This window comes from Empedobacter tilapiae (assembly GCF_004785645.1).
Taxonomy (GTDB): Bacteria; Bacteroidota; Bacteroidia; order Flavobacteriales; family Weeksellaceae; genus Empedobacter; species Empedobacter tilapiae.
Genome location: NZ_SRPE01000001.1, coordinates 102,653 through 118,463, shown reverse-complemented (window position 1 = coordinate 118,463; position 15,811 = coordinate 102,653). Strand labels below are relative to the sequence as shown.

At 30.6% G+C, this 15,811-nt stretch carries 22 protein-coding genes; 9 read left to right on the top strand and 13 right to left on the bottom strand.

Features of this window, described 5'->3' with window-relative positions; all coding sequences use genetic code 11:
- Positions 1-142: 142 nt before the first annotated feature.
- The 3 genes from E4J94_RS00550 to E4J94_RS00540 are packed head-to-tail and all read right to left on the bottom strand — an operon-like array spanning position 143 to position 2,736.
- On the bottom strand, positions 143-385 hold the full coding sequence (locus tag E4J94_RS00550; RefSeq protein ID WP_135833965.1) for a hypothetical protein: 243 nt from the start codon (positions 383-385) through the stop codon (positions 143-145).
- 1 nt (position 386) lies between these two features.
- Positions 387-1,169: a pyrroline-5-carboxylate reductase gene (gene proC, locus E4J94_RS00545; RefSeq protein WP_135833964.1), complete on the bottom strand. Its 783-nt coding sequence runs from the start codon at positions 1,167-1,169 to the stop codon at positions 387-389.
- 34 nt (positions 1,170-1,203) lie between these two features.
- Positions 1,204-2,736 carry a sodium:solute symporter gene (locus E4J94_RS00540; RefSeq protein WP_135833963.1) on the bottom strand — a complete coding sequence of 511 codons (1,533 nt, stop codon included), beginning with the start codon at positions 2,734-2,736 and terminating at the stop codon, positions 1,204-1,206.
- A gap of 108 nt (positions 2,737-2,844) precedes the next feature.
- Here E4J94_RS00540 and recR point away from each other — a divergent pair, with 108 nt between their 5' ends.
- From recR to E4J94_RS00525, 3 genes are read left to right on the top strand one after another with little or no spacing between them, the layout of a single operon-like run.
- Positions 2,845-3,459, top strand: a complete 615-nt coding sequence (recR, locus tag E4J94_RS00535; protein WP_135833962.1) for a recombination mediator RecR — start codon at positions 2,845-2,847, stop codon at positions 3,457-3,459.
- A gap of 2 nt (positions 3,460-3,461) precedes the next feature.
- Entirely contained in the window at positions 3,462-4,043 is a 582-nt protein-coding gene (locus E4J94_RS00530) for a phosphoribosyltransferase family protein (protein ID WP_135833961.1), read from the top strand.
- Complete coding sequence (locus E4J94_RS00525; RefSeq protein WP_135833960.1) at positions 4,036-4,680, top strand: HAD family hydrolase; 645 nt, start codon at positions 4,036-4,038, stop codon at positions 4,678-4,680. The genes E4J94_RS00530 and E4J94_RS00525 overlap by 8 nt, the downstream gene beginning before the upstream one ends.
- Here the strand turns inward: E4J94_RS00525 and E4J94_RS00520 are convergent.
- The 6 genes from E4J94_RS00520 to rsfS all read right to left on the bottom strand — a co-directional run bounded on the left by E4J94_RS00520 (position 4,677) and on the right by rsfS (position 9,666).
- Positions 4,677-4,940: a hypothetical protein gene (locus E4J94_RS00520; protein WP_135833959.1), complete on the bottom strand. Its 264-nt coding sequence runs from the start codon at positions 4,938-4,940 to the stop codon at positions 4,677-4,679. The genes E4J94_RS00525 and E4J94_RS00520 overlap by 4 nt on opposite strands.
- 82 nt (positions 4,941-5,022) lie before the next feature.
- On the bottom strand, positions 5,023-5,673 hold the full coding sequence (locus tag E4J94_RS00515; protein ID WP_135833958.1) for a phosphatidylserine decarboxylase family protein: 651 nt from the start codon (positions 5,671-5,673) through the stop codon (positions 5,023-5,025).
- Positions 5,670-6,518 (bottom strand): phosphatidate cytidylyltransferase, encoded by an 849-nt coding sequence (locus E4J94_RS00510; protein ID WP_135833957.1) that lies wholly within the window; start codon positions 6,516-6,518, stop codon positions 5,670-5,672. The genes E4J94_RS00515 and E4J94_RS00510 overlap by 4 nt, the downstream gene beginning before the upstream one ends.
- 2 nt (positions 6,519-6,520) lie before the next feature.
- Complete coding sequence (locus E4J94_RS00505; protein ID WP_135833956.1) at positions 6,521-7,126, bottom strand: hypothetical protein; 606 nt, start codon at positions 7,124-7,126, stop codon at positions 6,521-6,523.
- Between the two features lie 133 nt (positions 7,127-7,259).
- Entirely contained in the window at positions 7,260-9,275 is a 2,016-nt protein-coding gene (gene ftsH / locus E4J94_RS00500) for an ATP-dependent zinc metalloprotease FtsH (protein ID WP_135833955.1), read from the bottom strand.
- A gap of 22 nt (positions 9,276-9,297) precedes the next feature.
- A complete protein-coding gene (gene rsfS / locus E4J94_RS00495) occupies positions 9,298-9,666 on the bottom strand; it encodes a ribosome silencing factor (RefSeq protein WP_038331822.1) in 369 nt (122 codons plus the stop codon).
- Positions 9,667-9,760: 94 nt separating this feature from the next.
- Between rsfS and E4J94_RS00490 the strand changes: the two genes are divergently transcribed.
- From E4J94_RS00490 to E4J94_RS00475, 4 genes are read left to right on the top strand one after another with little or no spacing between them, the layout of a single operon-like run.
- The gene (locus E4J94_RS00490) at positions 9,761-10,474 is read left to right on the top strand and encodes a biotin--[acetyl-CoA-carboxylase] ligase (protein ID WP_135833954.1); all 714 of its coding nucleotides are present in this window, start codon (positions 9,761-9,763) and stop codon (positions 10,472-10,474) included.
- Positions 10,475-10,501: 27 nt separating this feature from the next.
- On the top strand, positions 10,502-11,017 hold the full coding sequence (gene idi, locus E4J94_RS00485; protein ID WP_115001587.1) for an isopentenyl-diphosphate Delta-isomerase: 516 nt from the start codon (positions 10,502-10,504) through the stop codon (positions 11,015-11,017).
- A gap of 12 nt (positions 11,018-11,029) precedes the next feature.
- Positions 11,030-11,440 carry a 6-pyruvoyl trahydropterin synthase family protein gene (locus E4J94_RS00480; RefSeq protein ID WP_038331829.1) on the top strand — a complete coding sequence of 137 codons (411 nt, stop codon included), beginning with the start codon at positions 11,030-11,032 and terminating at the stop codon, positions 11,438-11,440.
- Positions 11,437-11,889, top strand: coding sequence for a peroxiredoxin (locus tag E4J94_RS00475; protein ID WP_135833953.1), 453 nt, complete (start codon positions 11,437-11,439; stop codon positions 11,887-11,889). The genes E4J94_RS00480 and E4J94_RS00475 overlap by 4 nt, the downstream gene beginning before the upstream one ends.
- On the opposite strand, the gene E4J94_RS00470 is transcribed toward E4J94_RS00475, so the two are convergent.
- From E4J94_RS00470 to E4J94_RS00460, 3 genes are all read right to left on the bottom strand, one after another.
- On the bottom strand, positions 11,886-12,068 hold the full coding sequence (locus tag E4J94_RS00470) for a hypothetical protein (protein WP_038331833.1): 183 nt from the start codon (positions 12,066-12,068) through the stop codon (positions 11,886-11,888). The genes E4J94_RS00475 and E4J94_RS00470 overlap by 4 nt on opposite strands.
- A 16-nt stretch (positions 12,069-12,084) precedes the next feature.
- Positions 12,085-12,405: a hypothetical protein gene (locus E4J94_RS00465; RefSeq protein ID WP_135833952.1), complete on the bottom strand. Its 321-nt coding sequence runs from the start codon at positions 12,403-12,405 to the stop codon at positions 12,085-12,087.
- A 362-nt stretch (positions 12,406-12,767) separates the two neighbouring features.
- Entirely contained in the window at positions 12,768-13,442 is a 675-nt protein-coding gene (locus tag E4J94_RS00460; protein WP_246034220.1) for a YiiX/YebB-like N1pC/P60 family cysteine hydrolase, read from the bottom strand.
- Between the two features lie 43 nt (positions 13,443-13,485).
- On the opposite strand from E4J94_RS00460, the gene E4J94_RS00455 reads away from it, so the two are divergent.
- On the top strand, positions 13,486-13,848 hold the full coding sequence (locus E4J94_RS00455) for a hypothetical protein (RefSeq protein WP_135833951.1): 363 nt from the start codon (positions 13,486-13,488) through the stop codon (positions 13,846-13,848).
- A 78-nt stretch (positions 13,849-13,926) separates the two neighbouring features.
- Positions 13,927-15,003 carry a glycine cleavage system aminomethyltransferase GcvT gene (gene gcvT / locus E4J94_RS00450; protein ID WP_135833950.1) on the top strand — a complete coding sequence of 359 codons (1,077 nt, stop codon included), beginning with the start codon at positions 13,927-13,929 and terminating at the stop codon, positions 15,001-15,003.
- 286 nt (positions 15,004-15,289) lie between these two features.
- On the opposite strand, the gene E4J94_RS00445 is transcribed toward gcvT, so the two are convergent.
- Complete coding sequence (locus tag E4J94_RS00445) at positions 15,290-15,787, bottom strand: DinB family protein (RefSeq protein WP_135833949.1); 498 nt, start codon at positions 15,785-15,787, stop codon at positions 15,290-15,292.
- Between the last annotated feature and the right edge of the window lie 24 nt (positions 15,788-15,811).

Sequence of the window (15,811 nt, the reverse complement as noted above, 5' to 3'; positions counted from 1 at the left end):
AAAAGCTGCGCAGGTTTCACTAAACTCTTAACTAGGTTTTGCTTGATTCCTCACTAGGTTTTTGTAAGCCTCTACTGATAAGGGGTACATAAGGCTTGTTTATAAACAAAACGGATGTAGTTATTACTACATCCGTTAGTGATTATTCGTCTACGTGCCACTCACCACGATGAGGTATTAAAGCATCGCGAACTTGTATCATTTCAGATTCTACGACAACCAGATAAGCAACTGCATATTCGGGTTCAACTTCTACAAATTCGGAAAATGTACTTTGTAATTTTTCTTTCTCTGCATATTGCTTCAAGTGAATTGCGTGGTGCTTAGCAGTTGGTATAGCATCGGGACCATAGAAATCCCAGATTAATTTTAATTTCTTTTCCATTCTAAATTTTTTCAAATGAGGTTTTAATTCCTTTTATTAGAGCAGAACTAAATCCTTGGTGTTCCATTTCATTTAATCCTGCAATTGTACAACCTTTTGGTGTTGTCACTTTATCAATTTCTTGTTCAGGATGTAAGCCATTTTCAATTAAAAGTTCAGCGGCTCCTTTTACTGTCTGTGTTACAATTTTAGATGCAGTTTGTGTATCAAACCCAATTTCTATTCCGCCTTGTATCATTGCTCTTATAAAACGTAAAACATAAGCAATTCCACATGCACCAATAACAGTTGCTGCGTTCATCAATTCTTCGTTAATAACAACAGTTTCACCTATTGGATTGAAAATCGCTTTTATTTCGTTGACTAATGTACTATCTGTTTTATTTCCGCAAATACAAGTTATCGATTCTTCCACAGAAGCAGCTGTATTAGGCATTGCACGAAAAATTGACATTCCTTGCGGTAAAATGTTTTGATACGTTTGCAATGAAATACCAGTCGCAACTGATATTAATATTTTGTTGGTGGTAAAATCGTCTTTTAATTGCGTCAAAACTTCTTCTACTTTGTATGGTTTTACACAAAGCAAGACGTAATCAGCTTCTTTTACTGCATAATGATTGTCATTAGTAACTGTGACACCTTGTTTGTTAAGATGCTCAATTTTAGTTAAATTATTTCGCGTTGCAATGATTTGTTTACCATCAAAAGCTTTATTCTTTATAAGACCTTCTATAATAGAGATGCCTAAATTTCCTGCTCCAATAATTGCAATCTTTTTCATAAGTAGTATAGTGTTAGAATTAGTGATGTATAGTTTAATGTGAAACTTCTTTTTGTTGGTTAGAACTTACAAGCCATAAACCGATAAATGTTAATAAACCATTTAAAATAATTAACTCAACACCAATTCTATAGTCGCTAAAATTAATAACCATTTCATTGATGATATAAGTTAAAACAGGAGCTAATAAAGCGACTGTAATGATTGAATATTTTTTGTAAATGTTGCGCTTTGTCAAAATACCAAAAGCAAATAAACCTAATAAAGGTCCGTATGTATAACCTGCAACTTCCATTACCAAATATACAATTGATTTGTTATTAATCATTTTGAAAACCATAATCAAAATAAAGAAAACGACAGTGAATACTAAATGAACACGAATACGAATCTTCTTCTTTTCCTTTTCTGATTTTACTTTATCCTCGTTAATATTTAATAAATCGACGCAATAAGAACTTGTAACAGCTGTTAATGCTCCGTCGGCAGAAGGGAATAATGCAGAGATTAATCCGATAATAAAGATAATCGAAATAATCATTGGGAAATGATGTCCTAAAAGAGAAAGAGCTGGAAACATGTCATCACCCATAATATTTTGACCTCCTTGTTCCATAAAGAAACCGTCGGCAGTATAAAAACCACCTTCGCTCATCGCATATAAATAAAGTAATCCGCCCAAAAATAAGAAGGCTAAATTGACAATTAGTAACGTTCCAGCGAATGTTAACATATTCTTTTTTGAGTTTTGTAGGTTGTCAACCGAAATATTTTTTTGCATCATTTCTTGGTCAAGACCAGTCATTGCAATTGTGATAAACATTCCACCCAAAATAGTTTTCAAGAAATATGTTTTCGAGTTTGGGTCAAGGTTAATGAAATGTGTGTAGTTTTTCGCTTGCATCATATCGTAAGCTTCACCCACAGATAAGTTAAGATGCGAAAGAATAAACCATATACAAGCAATCAAACTAATAATCATAAAGGAAGTTTGTAATGTATCTGTAACTACAATTGTTTTTACACCACCTTCAAACGTGTATAATAATATCATCAATAATAACACGAATGTTGTTACCCAAAATGGTACGCCTAAATTGTCTAACAAAAAGATTTGTAACACATTTACTACTAAATATAAACGAGCAGTAGCACCAATTCCACGTGAAATAATAAAGAAAACCGAACCTATTTTGTGTGCTTCAACATTAAAACGTTTTCCTAAATAGGTGTAAATCGAGGTCAGATTCATACGGTAATAAAGTGGAAGCAATACGCCAGCTACGATAAAATAACCAAGGAAAAACCCGATTACCATCATATAGTATTCGAATCCACCATAAATATATTCGGAACCAGTTAACTTTCCTACTGTACCTGGAACTGAAATAAAGGTAACTCCACTAAGGCTTGTACCAATCATTCCGAATGCAACTAACCACCATTTACTTTTTTTGTTTCCATTAAAAAAAGATTGATTGTCCGAATTTCGACTGGTGAAGTAAGAGATAACTAAAAGTCCTACAAAGTATACGATAACACAAAGTAGTAAAATTGTTGAGTTCATAATTTATTTAGTAAATAAGCCCAAATTTAATATTTTTGGTTTAATGATGGTAGATTAATTTAAAGAAGATAAAATTGTAAATTTGTCGTCTATAATTTTTTAAAACGAATGAATTACCCAAGCAAGGTTTTAGAGCGAGCAGTAGAAGAGATGTCAAATTTGCCGGGAATAGGAAAGAGAACAGCTTTACGACTTGTTTTACATATGTTGAATCGTCCAAAGTCCCAAACAACAGCTTTGTCTGAAGCGCTTTCTCATTTAGTGAATGATGTTAAATATTGTCAACACTGTCATACTATTTCAGATGATGATGTTTGCGATATATGCAATAATCCTTTGAGAGATGAAACTATAATATGTGTAGTAGAAGATGTGCGGGATGTAATGGCAATAGAAAATACAGGACAATTTAAAGGGCAATATCACGTTTTAGGAGGTAAGATTTCCCCTATGGAAGGAGTTGGACCAGGGCAATTGAATATACAAACGTTGGTTGATCGTGTTCAGAATGAAAATGTAAAAGAAATAATTTTTGCTTTAAGTTCTACAATGGAAGGAGATACAACAGTTTTTTACTTGTATCGACAATTAAAGAATGTTGCAATTGTTTTTTCTACGATTGCGAGAGGTCTTGGAGTAGGAGATGAGCTAGAATATGCAGACGAAGCAACGCTTGTTCGTTCTATACAACATCGAATTCCGTATTCTGAAAATAAATTTTAAATATGAAAGTAATCAACTTTGATCAAAATCTTTTTGAGACTTTTTTAAAGGAAAAGCTAAATTTATTTTTGGTTGAAGATGCTTCATGTTTGGTCATAGGAATCAAAGAAGGAGGTGTTCCGTTGGCAGAGTTTGTTGTAAAATATTTAAAAACAACAACTTTTGATAAAGTTGATTTGGAAGTTATAAAATGTCAACGTCCATCTACAGAACGAAAAAAAAATAATCAATTCATAAAAAAAATATTGAAGAAAGTGTTTAAAATAACACCTCGGCTTATTTTAAATGGAATTAGGATTATTGAACATAACTTATTGATGAGACAGAAAAATAATTTGGATAGAAATATTGTTTTTACTTCTAAATTAAATCTAAGAGAATATGATAAAATAATAGTAGTAGACGATGCAGTGGATTCAGGCTATACATTAAAAAATGTGATTGCGAGATTAGAAGAGTCTTATTCTAATAAAAAGATTTATTCATTATCTGTAGTTGTTACGAATACAAAAGCAGTCATGCTTCCAGATTATTATTTATATTCAGATGTATTAATTAGATTTCCTTGGTCTTTAGATGGATAAAAAAGTTGTTTTTGATTTTGATCAAACTTTGATTTATGTAAACTCTTTTACAAAATGGGTTGCTTTTTTGTTGTCTAAATCTTTTAAAAATGGAGATTATAAATTGTTTTATAAAGTATCCATTTTAATTTTTAAGAGAAAAATAATCAAAACTATTTCACATCAAAATTTCAAAAAAGCTTTGGTAGAACTTGATATAAGAAAAGATTATAATGAGTTGTTTCTTGTAAAGTTAGCTGAATTTATAAATAAAGATGTTTTGTATGAGCTAATTGAATTAGCTAAAAATGATTATAAGATTGCAATTTCTTCTGCTGCACCTGAAAATTATTTGAAAGAATTTGTAGAAAAATATATTCCAATCAAACAAATTTTAGTGGAAGGAACAACAATTGAAAAAAATGTTTTAAATGATAATTTTGGATTAAGAAAAGTAGAAAACTTAATAAAGCAAGGTTTTTTAAATCCAAAAGAAGAATTCGATATTTTGTTTACAGATTCTTATGACGATTTTCCTTTAGCTGAATTAGCAAAAGTAATTCATTTAATTTCTCCTGATGAGGTTTCAAAAAATAAATACGAACAAACTTTTCTAGAAAAGTTAATTCCTATAAAACAAAAAAAAGCTGAATCTTAATGACCAGCTTTTACAGTATCTTTTTTCTCAACTTTCGGAGTTTCTGCCGTTTTTGTAGAATCTTTCACTTCTTCGTGTTTTTCTTCAACAGCTTCCTCATGTTTTCCGTGTCCTTCGTGAGCAGCTTCAGCTTTGTGGTGCATTTCTTCTGCAGTTGCAGGTTCATGAACTACAGGAATAACTCCGTGATTTACTCCTGGCTTAGAGTTACAAGAAGTAGCAAATGCCGCAACAGCTACTAAAAGAATTAATTTTTTCATGTCTTACAAATTTATTGTATGGGTATATTATTATAATTGTTTTGACAAAATTAGTTAAAAACATTGAGTTCAACTAACTGATTTATTTCAATTGTGCAATTTTCTGAATTCCACCTTTTGTTTTATCACCAACTTTTACATTTATCTCAGTATCAAGTGGTAAGAATATATCTACACGAGATCCAAATTTGATAAAACCATATTCTTTACCTGCTACAGCGTCGTCATTTTCTTTACTGTAACAAACAATTCTTCGTGCAACAGCTCCTGCTATTTGTCTAAAAAGAATTTTTGTGTGATCTGCATTTTCTACAACAACAGTTGTTCTCTCATTCAATTCTGATGATTTTGGATGAAATGCAACCAAAAATTTTCCTGGATGATATTTAGAATAAATAACTTTTCCGTTTACAGGATAACGCGTTACATGTACATTAAGTGGTGTCATGAAAATTGATAATTGAATACATTTCTGATTCAAAAATTCGCTTTCAAATACTTCTTCTAATACAACAACTTTTCCATCTACAGGTGCAATAACGCAGTTTTCAGATGAATGTGATTCTCGAATTGGGTTTCTGAAAAACCAAACGATAAATCCATAAAGTATCCATAATGGTAAGGCAAAATAAAAGCCATATACAGGAAAAAAGTAATGTAATATTCCTGTTGCGATTGCAAATAAAATTAAGCAACCTATCAAAATTGCTGTTCCTTCTCTGTGAAGTTTCATAAAGTATATACTAATAAATAATATAAATAAACAAATGGTACGACAAATATAAAACTATCTAATCGATCTAAAAAACCACCATGACCGGGAATAAGGTTAGAGCTGTCTTTTACATCAAAAAATCGTTTTAATTTAGATTCTGTTAAATCTCCTAAAGGTCCTAATGCAGCGACAATTAAACCAATAATCATCCAGTTTCCATGTAAGTTTTCTCCAAAATATTTTTGAATAAAAAAACCAGCTAATAAAGTAAAAATAATTCCACCAAAAAAGCCTTCCCATGTTTTTGCTCCCGAAATTTTTGGAGCTAATTTATGTTTGCCAATTAAATTCCCTGTCAAATAAGCAAATGTATCACTACACCAAAGTAATAAGAAAACGAAGAAAACTTCGTAATGCATTACTTTTTCGCCAAGATTATAATCAAAACTTGGTAATGTTAAAGCAATAGCAAAAGGTGCAATAACATAGGTTAAGCCTAAAGTAGCTTTTCCAAAATCATTTAACAATTCGTTTGTTGATTTAAAAATAACATAAATGCTAAAAATAAATAATACAGGAATAATAAAATATAAACTTCTTAGATAGAAATAATAATGGTTTGAAGTTTCAAAAGCTTCTAGAAATTCCTTTCCATAATATCCAAAAACAACCAAAGCAGCTAAAAGAGCTCCTAATTGATAAAGTTTATTTTTAAGATTGGTAATTTTGAAGAATTCGTACAAACAAAAAAGTCCAAAGATCATCATCAAAACGATTAAACCTTTTGGATGTATCGTTGTGCCAAAAAATATTATAAGTGCATAAATAAGTCCCGAGAAAGCTCTAATTGCTAAGTTTTTCATTACTATTCTTCAACCAATAACAAATAAATATTCTTCGCATTCTGTATGTTTGGAAATTTGTGCATATTTTTCCCACGAATCGAAGTTATTTTAGATGGAAGGTTATCTTTTTTTAATGTTCGTAATTTTTGTAATGCCGCACCAACATTTTCTACTAATTGTGACGGACGTGCATAGATAATAAAATTTGACGGAAAATCATCTATATTTCTACCACAAGTTTGATGTGCAGATAACATAATACTACCATCGAAGGCAATTAGGAATTCACAACAAAGAAAGCTAAGAGTGTAACGTGAATCACATGGGTTCTCTACATAAGGAATATCAATACTTGTTAATATTTTTTGAAGTGTAGGGTCAAGACAGATTAATTCCGTTACATTCTCATAGTTAGTAATTTCTTTTAAATTTTGAAAAGCTTCTTGATCGTTACCACAGAATAGAAAATGCCCACCACCAGCATTGAAGTTTGTAGCAAAAACTTCGTCCATAGAAATATTGTCCTCAAAATAATTAGGGTGAAATAAATCAATTTGATTATCATCCTCTTTATTCTTAGGTTTTTCTATTGCTTTCTTAAGTAGATTTTTAATTGCTTTCCACATGGAAATTTATGATTTTTGTATTGGATTATACAATTTCAGTCTAAAGGTAATAATTTTTAACAATATAATGTGATGTAAAAAAAAAATCGTCTTACTAAGACGATTTTTTAAAAAAATTTATATTGAATATATTTTATATGTCATTGCCTGACTCAGGTTGAATAACTTGTTCTGGGCTAGCATCAATAGCTTCTTCTTGTTTTTCTTCTATTAGATCTAATTCATTTTCAAATTTCCTTGGACCGAAAATTTCTTCTAAATCTTCTCTAAAAATTACTTCTTTCTCTATTAATTTTTGAGCTAAAATGTCCAATTGATTACGATGGTCATGTAAAATATCTTTTGCTCTTTCATATTGAGCTTCAATCATTTTTTTGACTTCTTTATCAATTACTTGAGCAGTTTGTTCTGAATAAGGTTTACTAAATCCATATTCATTTTGTCCAGAAGAGTCATAATATGAAACATTCCCAACTTCTTTATTAAGACCGTAAATACTAACCATAGCAGAAGCTTGTTTTGTAACCTTTTCTAAGTCGCTTAGAGCGCCTGTTGAAATGTTGTTAAAAACTACTTCTTCAGCAGCTCGACCTCCCATTGTCATACACATTTCGTCTAACAATTGTTCTGTCGTTGTAATTTGTCTTTCTTCAGGTAAATACCATGCGGCTCCTAATGATCTTCCGCGAGGGACGATTGTTACTTTTACTAATGGTGCAGCATGTTCTGTTAACCATCCGATTGTTGCGTGTCCTGCTTCGTGATAAGCAATACGTTTTTTCTCAGAAGGTTTAATAACTTTACTTTTCTTTTCTAATCCACCGATAATACGATCAACAGCATCTAAAAAGTCTTGTTTTTCTACAACTTCTTTATTTTTACGAGCAGCAACTAAAGCTGCTTCATTACAAACATTAAATATGTCTGCTCCAGAAAATCCAGGAGTTTGTTTTGCTAAAAACTCGATTTCTACATCTTCACCTAATTTTAATGGACGTAAATGAACCGCGAAGATTTCTTTACGTTCGTTTAATTCAGGTAAATCAACATGAATAATACGATCGAATCGACCTGGACGCATTAAAGCTTTATCTAATACATCAGCACGGTTTGTAGCAGCAAGAACGATAACGTTAGATTCTGTTCCAAAACCATCCATTTCTGTTAATAATTGGTTCAATGTATTCTCTCGTTCGTCATTAGAACCAGTAAAGTTTGATTTTCCACGAGCTCGTCCAATAGCATCAACCTCATCAATAAATATAATTGAAGGAGATTTTTCTTTTGCATTTTTAAATAGATCACGTACTCGAGAAGCACCAACACCTACAAACATTTCAACAAAATCAGAACCAGATAAAGAGAAGAAAGGAACTTTTGCTTCTCCAGCAACAGCTTTTGCTAACAATGTTTTACCTGTACCTGGAGGTCCTACTAATAATGCCCCTTTTGGAATACGTCCACCTAATTTTGTGAATTTTTCAGGGTGTTTTAAGAATTCAACGATTTCCTCAATTTCTTCTTTTGCACCTTCTAAACCAGCAACATCTTTAAAAGTAGTTTTTATATGATCATCACCTTCAAATAGTTTTGCTTTAGATTTTCCTACAGAAAAAATTCCGCCACCACCTCCAGCAGAACCTCCAGCTCCCATTCTTCTGAATAATAAGAAATAAATTAATCCGAAGAAAATAAGTGAAATGAAAAGATTCATGAATAATCCACCAAAACCACTTGATACTTGTGTGTTAAGAACAGCAGTTTTATTAGGACTCTTTTCTACGTTAGCATAAAAATCTTTTTCAAAGTTACCAGCATCAGCTACATTTAAAGTCAAATTTGGAGTGTCGGCAGTAAAAGGATTTTTAAAATTATCATTTGATCGTTTATACTTTTTAAATTCTTCTGAATTTAATGCTGCATCTGTTAGATATGCACTAACTCGTCCTGTTTCTTTTTCTAAATTAGCTTGTTTTATATAACCTTTTTCAACATAAGAAAGAAAAGTTGTACGGTCAATATCTTTTGATGTTCCTCCTATAGCTCCAAAACTATCAGAAAAAAGTAGCATTGCAATAAGCAATAATCCTATTATAGCATATATCCATGTAGGATTAAACCCCGAAGGTTTTAAATTATTTTTTTTCAATTTTTTTTGGTTTCAGTTATGATTAATATTCCATTTCGATACGTGTCTCTACAGCATCACCCCAAAGACTTTCGATATCGTAATATTCTCTGTATTCTTTTTGGAAAATATGGACAATAACATTTGTGTAGTCCAACAAAACCCATTGATTATTTTGTGTTCCTTCTACATGAAAAGGTCTTTCAGACATTTCTGTTTTTACTGTTCTTTCAATCGAACCTGCTAAAGCACTAACTTGTGTATTCGAATTTCCGGTACAAATAACGAAATATTGACAAAATGCATTTTCAATTTCACGTAAGTCTAAAATTGTAATTTCTTCTCCTTTAACATTTGTAATTCCGTCAACAATGCTATCTAGCAAGTCTTTTGTATATTGAGTATCTATCATCTTTTATTTTGTAATTCGCAAATTTAATGAATCCTTGTTAAAGTTTAAACTTTTTAAAATAACTTTAACCACTCTATAAAAATAGTAAAATAAAATGTACTTAATTAGTTTTGATTCTTTGCCTAATACGAATGAGTTCTTAATGGATTTGTCCAAAAAAGATGCCAATAGTTGGACTGTCATACATGCTAAAAATCAAACAAAAGGAAAAGGTTATGCAGGAAATGAATGGAAAGTTGTTGCAGGAGAAAATTTAACCTTTAGTTTTTTACTGAAAACGGATTATAGTTTTCAAGAATTAATTTATTTTAATGAATGGATTTCTAATGTTATTTGCCTATTTTTAAAACAATTTCATCCAAAAACTAACGTAAAATGGCCAAATGATATCATTTTAAATGATAAAAAGGTTTGCGGAATTTTAATCGAAAATCATCGTTCCAATGGAATAATGAATTCTGTGATTGGAATAGGAATTAATGTCAATGAAGCTGATTTTAATCACTTACCAAAAGCAACATCTATTCGAAAAGTAACTGACAAAGAATATGACATCGAGGAAATTTTGGCAGATTTAATGCATTATTTCGAAAAAGAATATTCAATTTTAGAACAGAAAAATTTCGAACAAATTCATCAAACATATTTAGATAATCTATTTAGAAAAGATGAAATCTCACATTTTAGATTGGATGGAGTAGGAGTAGACGGAATTATTAGAGATGTAAATGAAGCGGGAAATTTACTGATCGAAATCAATCAAGAATTGCAAGAATTTAAGCACAAAGAAATCGAACTTCTTTTTTAATCATATAGAAAAGGTTATTTTTGTTTTATGGAAGAATTTGTAGTTTTAGTTGATCAGGACGATCAAAAATTAGGATTGATGGAGAAGCAACAGGCTCATGTAGCTGGTTTGTTGCATCGTGCATTTTCTGTTTTTGTATTTAATTCCAAAGGAGAATTGATGATTCAGCAACGAGCTGCGAGCAAATACCATTCGCCAACGTTGTGGACGAATACATGTTGTAGTCACCCGCGCGATAACGAAACATACGAACAAGCGGCGCACAGACGTTTGGAAGAAGAAATGGGATTTGATTGCGAATTAGAATATAAATTTAATTTCATCTACAAAGCACATTTAGAAAATGATTTGATTGAGCATGAATTAGACCATGTTTTTATCGGAACATTTGATGACGAACCAAAGCTAAATCCTGATGAAGTGATGGCTTATCGTTGGGTAGAATTAGATGATTTGAAAAAAGATATGGAAAAAAATCCTCAGAATTATACAGCTTGGTTCAAAATAATTTTTGAACATTACGTTTCGTATATCGAAGAATAAAAATTTATACAGATGAAGGTTACTGTCAACAGAAAAGCACATTTTAACGCTGCGCACCGATTGTTTAACAAGAATTGGAGCGATGAACAGAATTTTGAAGTTTTCGGAAAATGTTCTTACCCAAATTATCACGGACACAATTATGAAATTATTGTGGCGGTGAAAGGTGAAGTTGATCCAGAAACAGGTTTTGTGATGAATTTGGACGAATTACGAAAAATTATCGCGGTTGAAGTTGAAGATTATTTGGATCATAAAAATTTGAATGTTGATATTGAAGAATTTAAAACTATCAATCCAACTGCCGAAAATATTGTGATTTTGATTTGGAATAAAATTAGAGCAAAATTAGCGACTGATTTAGAATTGAAAGTAACCTTATACGAAACTCCACGTAATTTTGTAGAATACGCAGGCGAATGAAATTAGGCGATCATATTCCAACTTTTTCGTTGGAGGATAACAAAGGAAATTGGTTTAATTCGGACGAATTTTTGTACAAAAAATATTTTGTTTTATTCTTTTATCCGATGGATTTTACGCCAATGTGTACAAAAGAAGTATGCCAGTTTCGTGATGTAAATGCAGATTTTAATGGTTTAGATGCTGTGATTGTTGGAATAAATGGACAATCAACATCTTCTCACGAAAAGTTTTATACAAAACATCAACTAAACTTTCCGTTGCTTTCTGATAAAGGAGCAAAGTTGTCGAAATTGTTGGGAATTAAAAAGAAATTTGGTTTAATCACCCCGCGAGAAACTTTTGTATTCAATAAACAAGGACAATTAATCAAACACATTGTTTCAAATGTAGCAGAAACACACATCGAGGAAGCAATGAAAGCAATAAAAAAAGATCAAGGAAATTAGTTTTCTTGGTCTTTTTGTTTGTATAACATTTTTCTTACAACAACGCGATAAATAAAAAAGATAACTGTTCCAATTGCCGAATAAACCAACATTGTTTGTACATCGCTTTTATCGAACAAATATTTTAGTCCAAATAACACGAAAAAGAAAATGATACTATAAATTATATTTTGTTTCATATTGTAAAAGTAGGGATTAATCCCATTTCATATTAGTTTTTTTCATATCGTCTGTTGGTTCATCAATTTCTATTATATTTACTGTTATCCAAATAGAATAATCACAATTTCTAAATATTTCATTTTCTTTCTGTTTTTCTTGGGTTATTACTTTCGCATTATCTAAATCTTCTTCATCTAAAGTTAAATGTATTGTTGATGAATTATCAGTAAAATAATATGATTCATTTTTGTCTTTTAAAACTTTACCATAATATATTTTTATGTCATCTTCTTTATTTGAATTTTCTAGGATTAGGCAGATAGATTTGTTTAGTAGTTTTTTACAATTTCTCATTTAATAATTTATGATGTTTAGGGTTGTCTTAAAACTTCAACTCTCTAATTAGAACTTCGAAACTTGTTTCTTTTGCGGTTAATGAAAAGTAAAGGTTAGAAACTAGATATTTGTTATTGCGTCATATTACTTTCTAATATAATACCCTTTTTCATTGGTTTGATTATTTTTTATAATTAAAATATATCCAAAACAATACTGAGTTTCATTGTTAGAAACATCTTTAGATTTATCTAAAATGTCTCCAATATAATACCCATTTCTATATTTCCAATTCTGATTATTTATATAATAATTAGAATTAAAATAGAGAGATGTGCAGCATATAATTAGAAATATAACTCCTATTATTTTTTTCTTTTTCATAAAATCACCTCCCCAACCTTAATTAATTTCTTAGAAGTTGCCAATTGATTTGGATTTGTTCCAGGTTCATCTTGCGGAACTTTTTTTCCTTTTTTACGATAAAAATCTATCCAAAAATCATCAATAATTCCGGTTTCTTTGTTTTTGAAATTCATCGGAATTAGTTCAAAAACTTTATCATCACGAAAGGCTCTTTCTATAAAATCGGAGCAATATAATTCGTCATCATTCAAAATATATAACCAATTATAAGGTTTTCCGAGCATTGTTTTAGCTTTTTTAATTGCATGAGGAATCGTTGATTGATATTCATTTTTGAGACGATAAATGACAATTTTATTGTTTTTTTCGGTTTGAGAAGTATAAAAATGATGAATTTCTTCTCGTTGTGATCCGCCCATTGGAGCGGCGTGTAAAACAAAAATAGAATCATCAGTTTTTTCAATCAATCCAACATGATCAAAATTTGTTTCATCATTTATTTTTGTCACCCTATTTATCGCGCCTGAAAGTTCTTCTGTTTGCGCACCAACAAAAATCAAATCTCCATTTTGGATATTTTGTAATGAAATTGTATGTTTTTCTTTTAATATTTTTGCTTTTGTACAGCTATTCATTGTCAATGTAAATAGGAGTAAAAAGATAGGAAATAAAACGAATATTTTTTTCATTCGGAATGAATTATTACTTTTAAACTACGAATTAACCAAAAAGATGGATTTTAAAAAAATTTTGACCATATCAATTGTCGTTTTATTGATTTTAGTTGGTGTTGCAATTATTATTGGAAGCAACAAAGATCGACGCGTTTTCTTTATTGAGAGCTTTGATAAACCAATTGAAAATGTTATTAATTCTCGTTTGGATACAGATTATTCGTATGAAATTGTAAAAGTAAAAGGCAAAACAAACGATACTATTTTAATTATTCCTTGCGAAGGTTGTCAACCATTGAAATTAGCTGGAAAAATAAACGAAAAGTTTATGAACAAATTTGGTAAAGGGAAATCAGTCATGCGCTTTGAACCGTATAAAGCCACGGAAGGAAATTTAAAAATTATTCACAAAATTAGATAATCTTCTATTTAAGAAATTTTCCTAACGATTAATTCCTTATTTTTGGGTGAATTATAAACTTATCAAAGCAAACAAACAATGAAAGTAACTGCATTAAACCAAAAGCACAAAGATTTAGGTGCGAAAATGGTTCCTTTTGCTGGATATGAAATGCCAGTGCAATACGCAGGTGTTAACCAAGAACACTTTGCTGTTCGCGAAAAAGTTGGTGTTTTTGACGTTTCTCACATGGGACAATTTTTTGTAAAAGGAGAGAAAGCAACAGATTTATTACAACACTTATTGACGAATGATGTAACGAAAGTTGCCATTGGTCAAGCTCAATATAATGCAATGCCAAACGAAAAAGGAGGAATTGTAGATGATTTAATCATTTATAAAATCTCTGATGATGAGTGGATGGCGGTTGTAAATGCATCTAATATTGATAAAGATTGGGAATGGATGAACAAACACAATAAGTTTGGTGCAGAATTAACAAACAAATCTGATGAGATGTCTTTGTTAGCAATTCAAGGTCCAAAAGCAATCGAAGCGATGCAATCGTTGACAGATGTTAATTTAGCTGAAATTCCGTTCTATCATTTCGCAATTGGTACGTTTGCAGGTATGGAAAATGTAATTATTTCTGCAACTGGTTACACTGGTTCTGGAGGTTTCGAGATTTATTTTGCGAATGAGCAAGCAAACGAAATGTGGGACAAAGTAATGGAAGCTGGAAAGTCTTTTGATATCGAGCCTTGTGGTTTAGCTTCTCGTGACACATTGCGTTTAGAGAAAGGTTACTGTTTATATGGAAATGATATCAACGATGATACAACTCCATTAGAAGCTGGTCTTGCTTGGGTAACGAAATTGGATACAAATTTTATTTCTTCTGATATTTTGAAAGCTCAAAAAGAGGCTGGAGTTGAGAAGAAATTGATTGGTTTCAAAATGATCGAAAGAGGAATTCCTCGCCACGATTATAAAGTTGTAGACGATAACGAAAATACAATAGGTATTGTGACTTCAGGAACGCAATCTCCAATCTTGAAACAAGGAATTGGTTTAGCATATGTTCATACAGATTTTGCAAAAGTTGGAACAACAATTAGAATTCAAATTCGTGATAAAAATGTATTAGCAGAAGTTGTAAAAACTCCTTTTGTTTAAAACAATATAAAGTCAAAATATAAAAAAGCTTTCGAGGATTTCGAAAGCTTTTTTTATGAATTCATATTATTTGATATTTTTTTTGATGTCTTATTTAGATAAAATAAAAAATACTGATTTAAAAGTGAGAATCTAATAAAAATGTTAATAATTATTAAAAATAAACTTAATTTGGTTTGTTTAAAGATGATAAATATTATATTTTTGAGAAAATAATATTACTATCAGTGATATGAATTAACACTAATTATGATTTTAAGACCTCTATTAGAGGTCTTTTTTATTTTTAAAATTTTTGAGAATCAGCACTAGGCCCATAGCTCGATGGAAGGGAAATTTCTAAAAGACGATAATAAACTCCCAATTGAGCACGATGATGTGTAATTTGATTTAAGGCATGACGAATTGCTTCATATTTTGAATAATCTGCATAGACTGTATCTCCAGCTACTATTTTCCAGTTATTATTCAGTTCTTCATCTGTTGCGTTTTTTAATGCTTTTTCACCAGATTGGTAATCTTCGTCTAATTTTTTTTGTAAATCTTGCACAGAAGTAAAACTTGTAGGTTTGTAATCTCCCGCAGTAAAATCTAATTTATCAGTTGTCAAGATCAAAGCTGGCCACGAAAATATTTCGACAATGTGATTCGTCAAGGTTGTAATATCCATACTTTTTTCGTGTGGTTTATAATCCGTTTTCTTTTCAGGAAATTTAGCAATGAATTCTTTTGTAATTTGATATTCATTTTGCAGTTCTTTTGCTAATAATTCTACTATTTTCATAATTTTTGATTTGTAGTTAAAAGG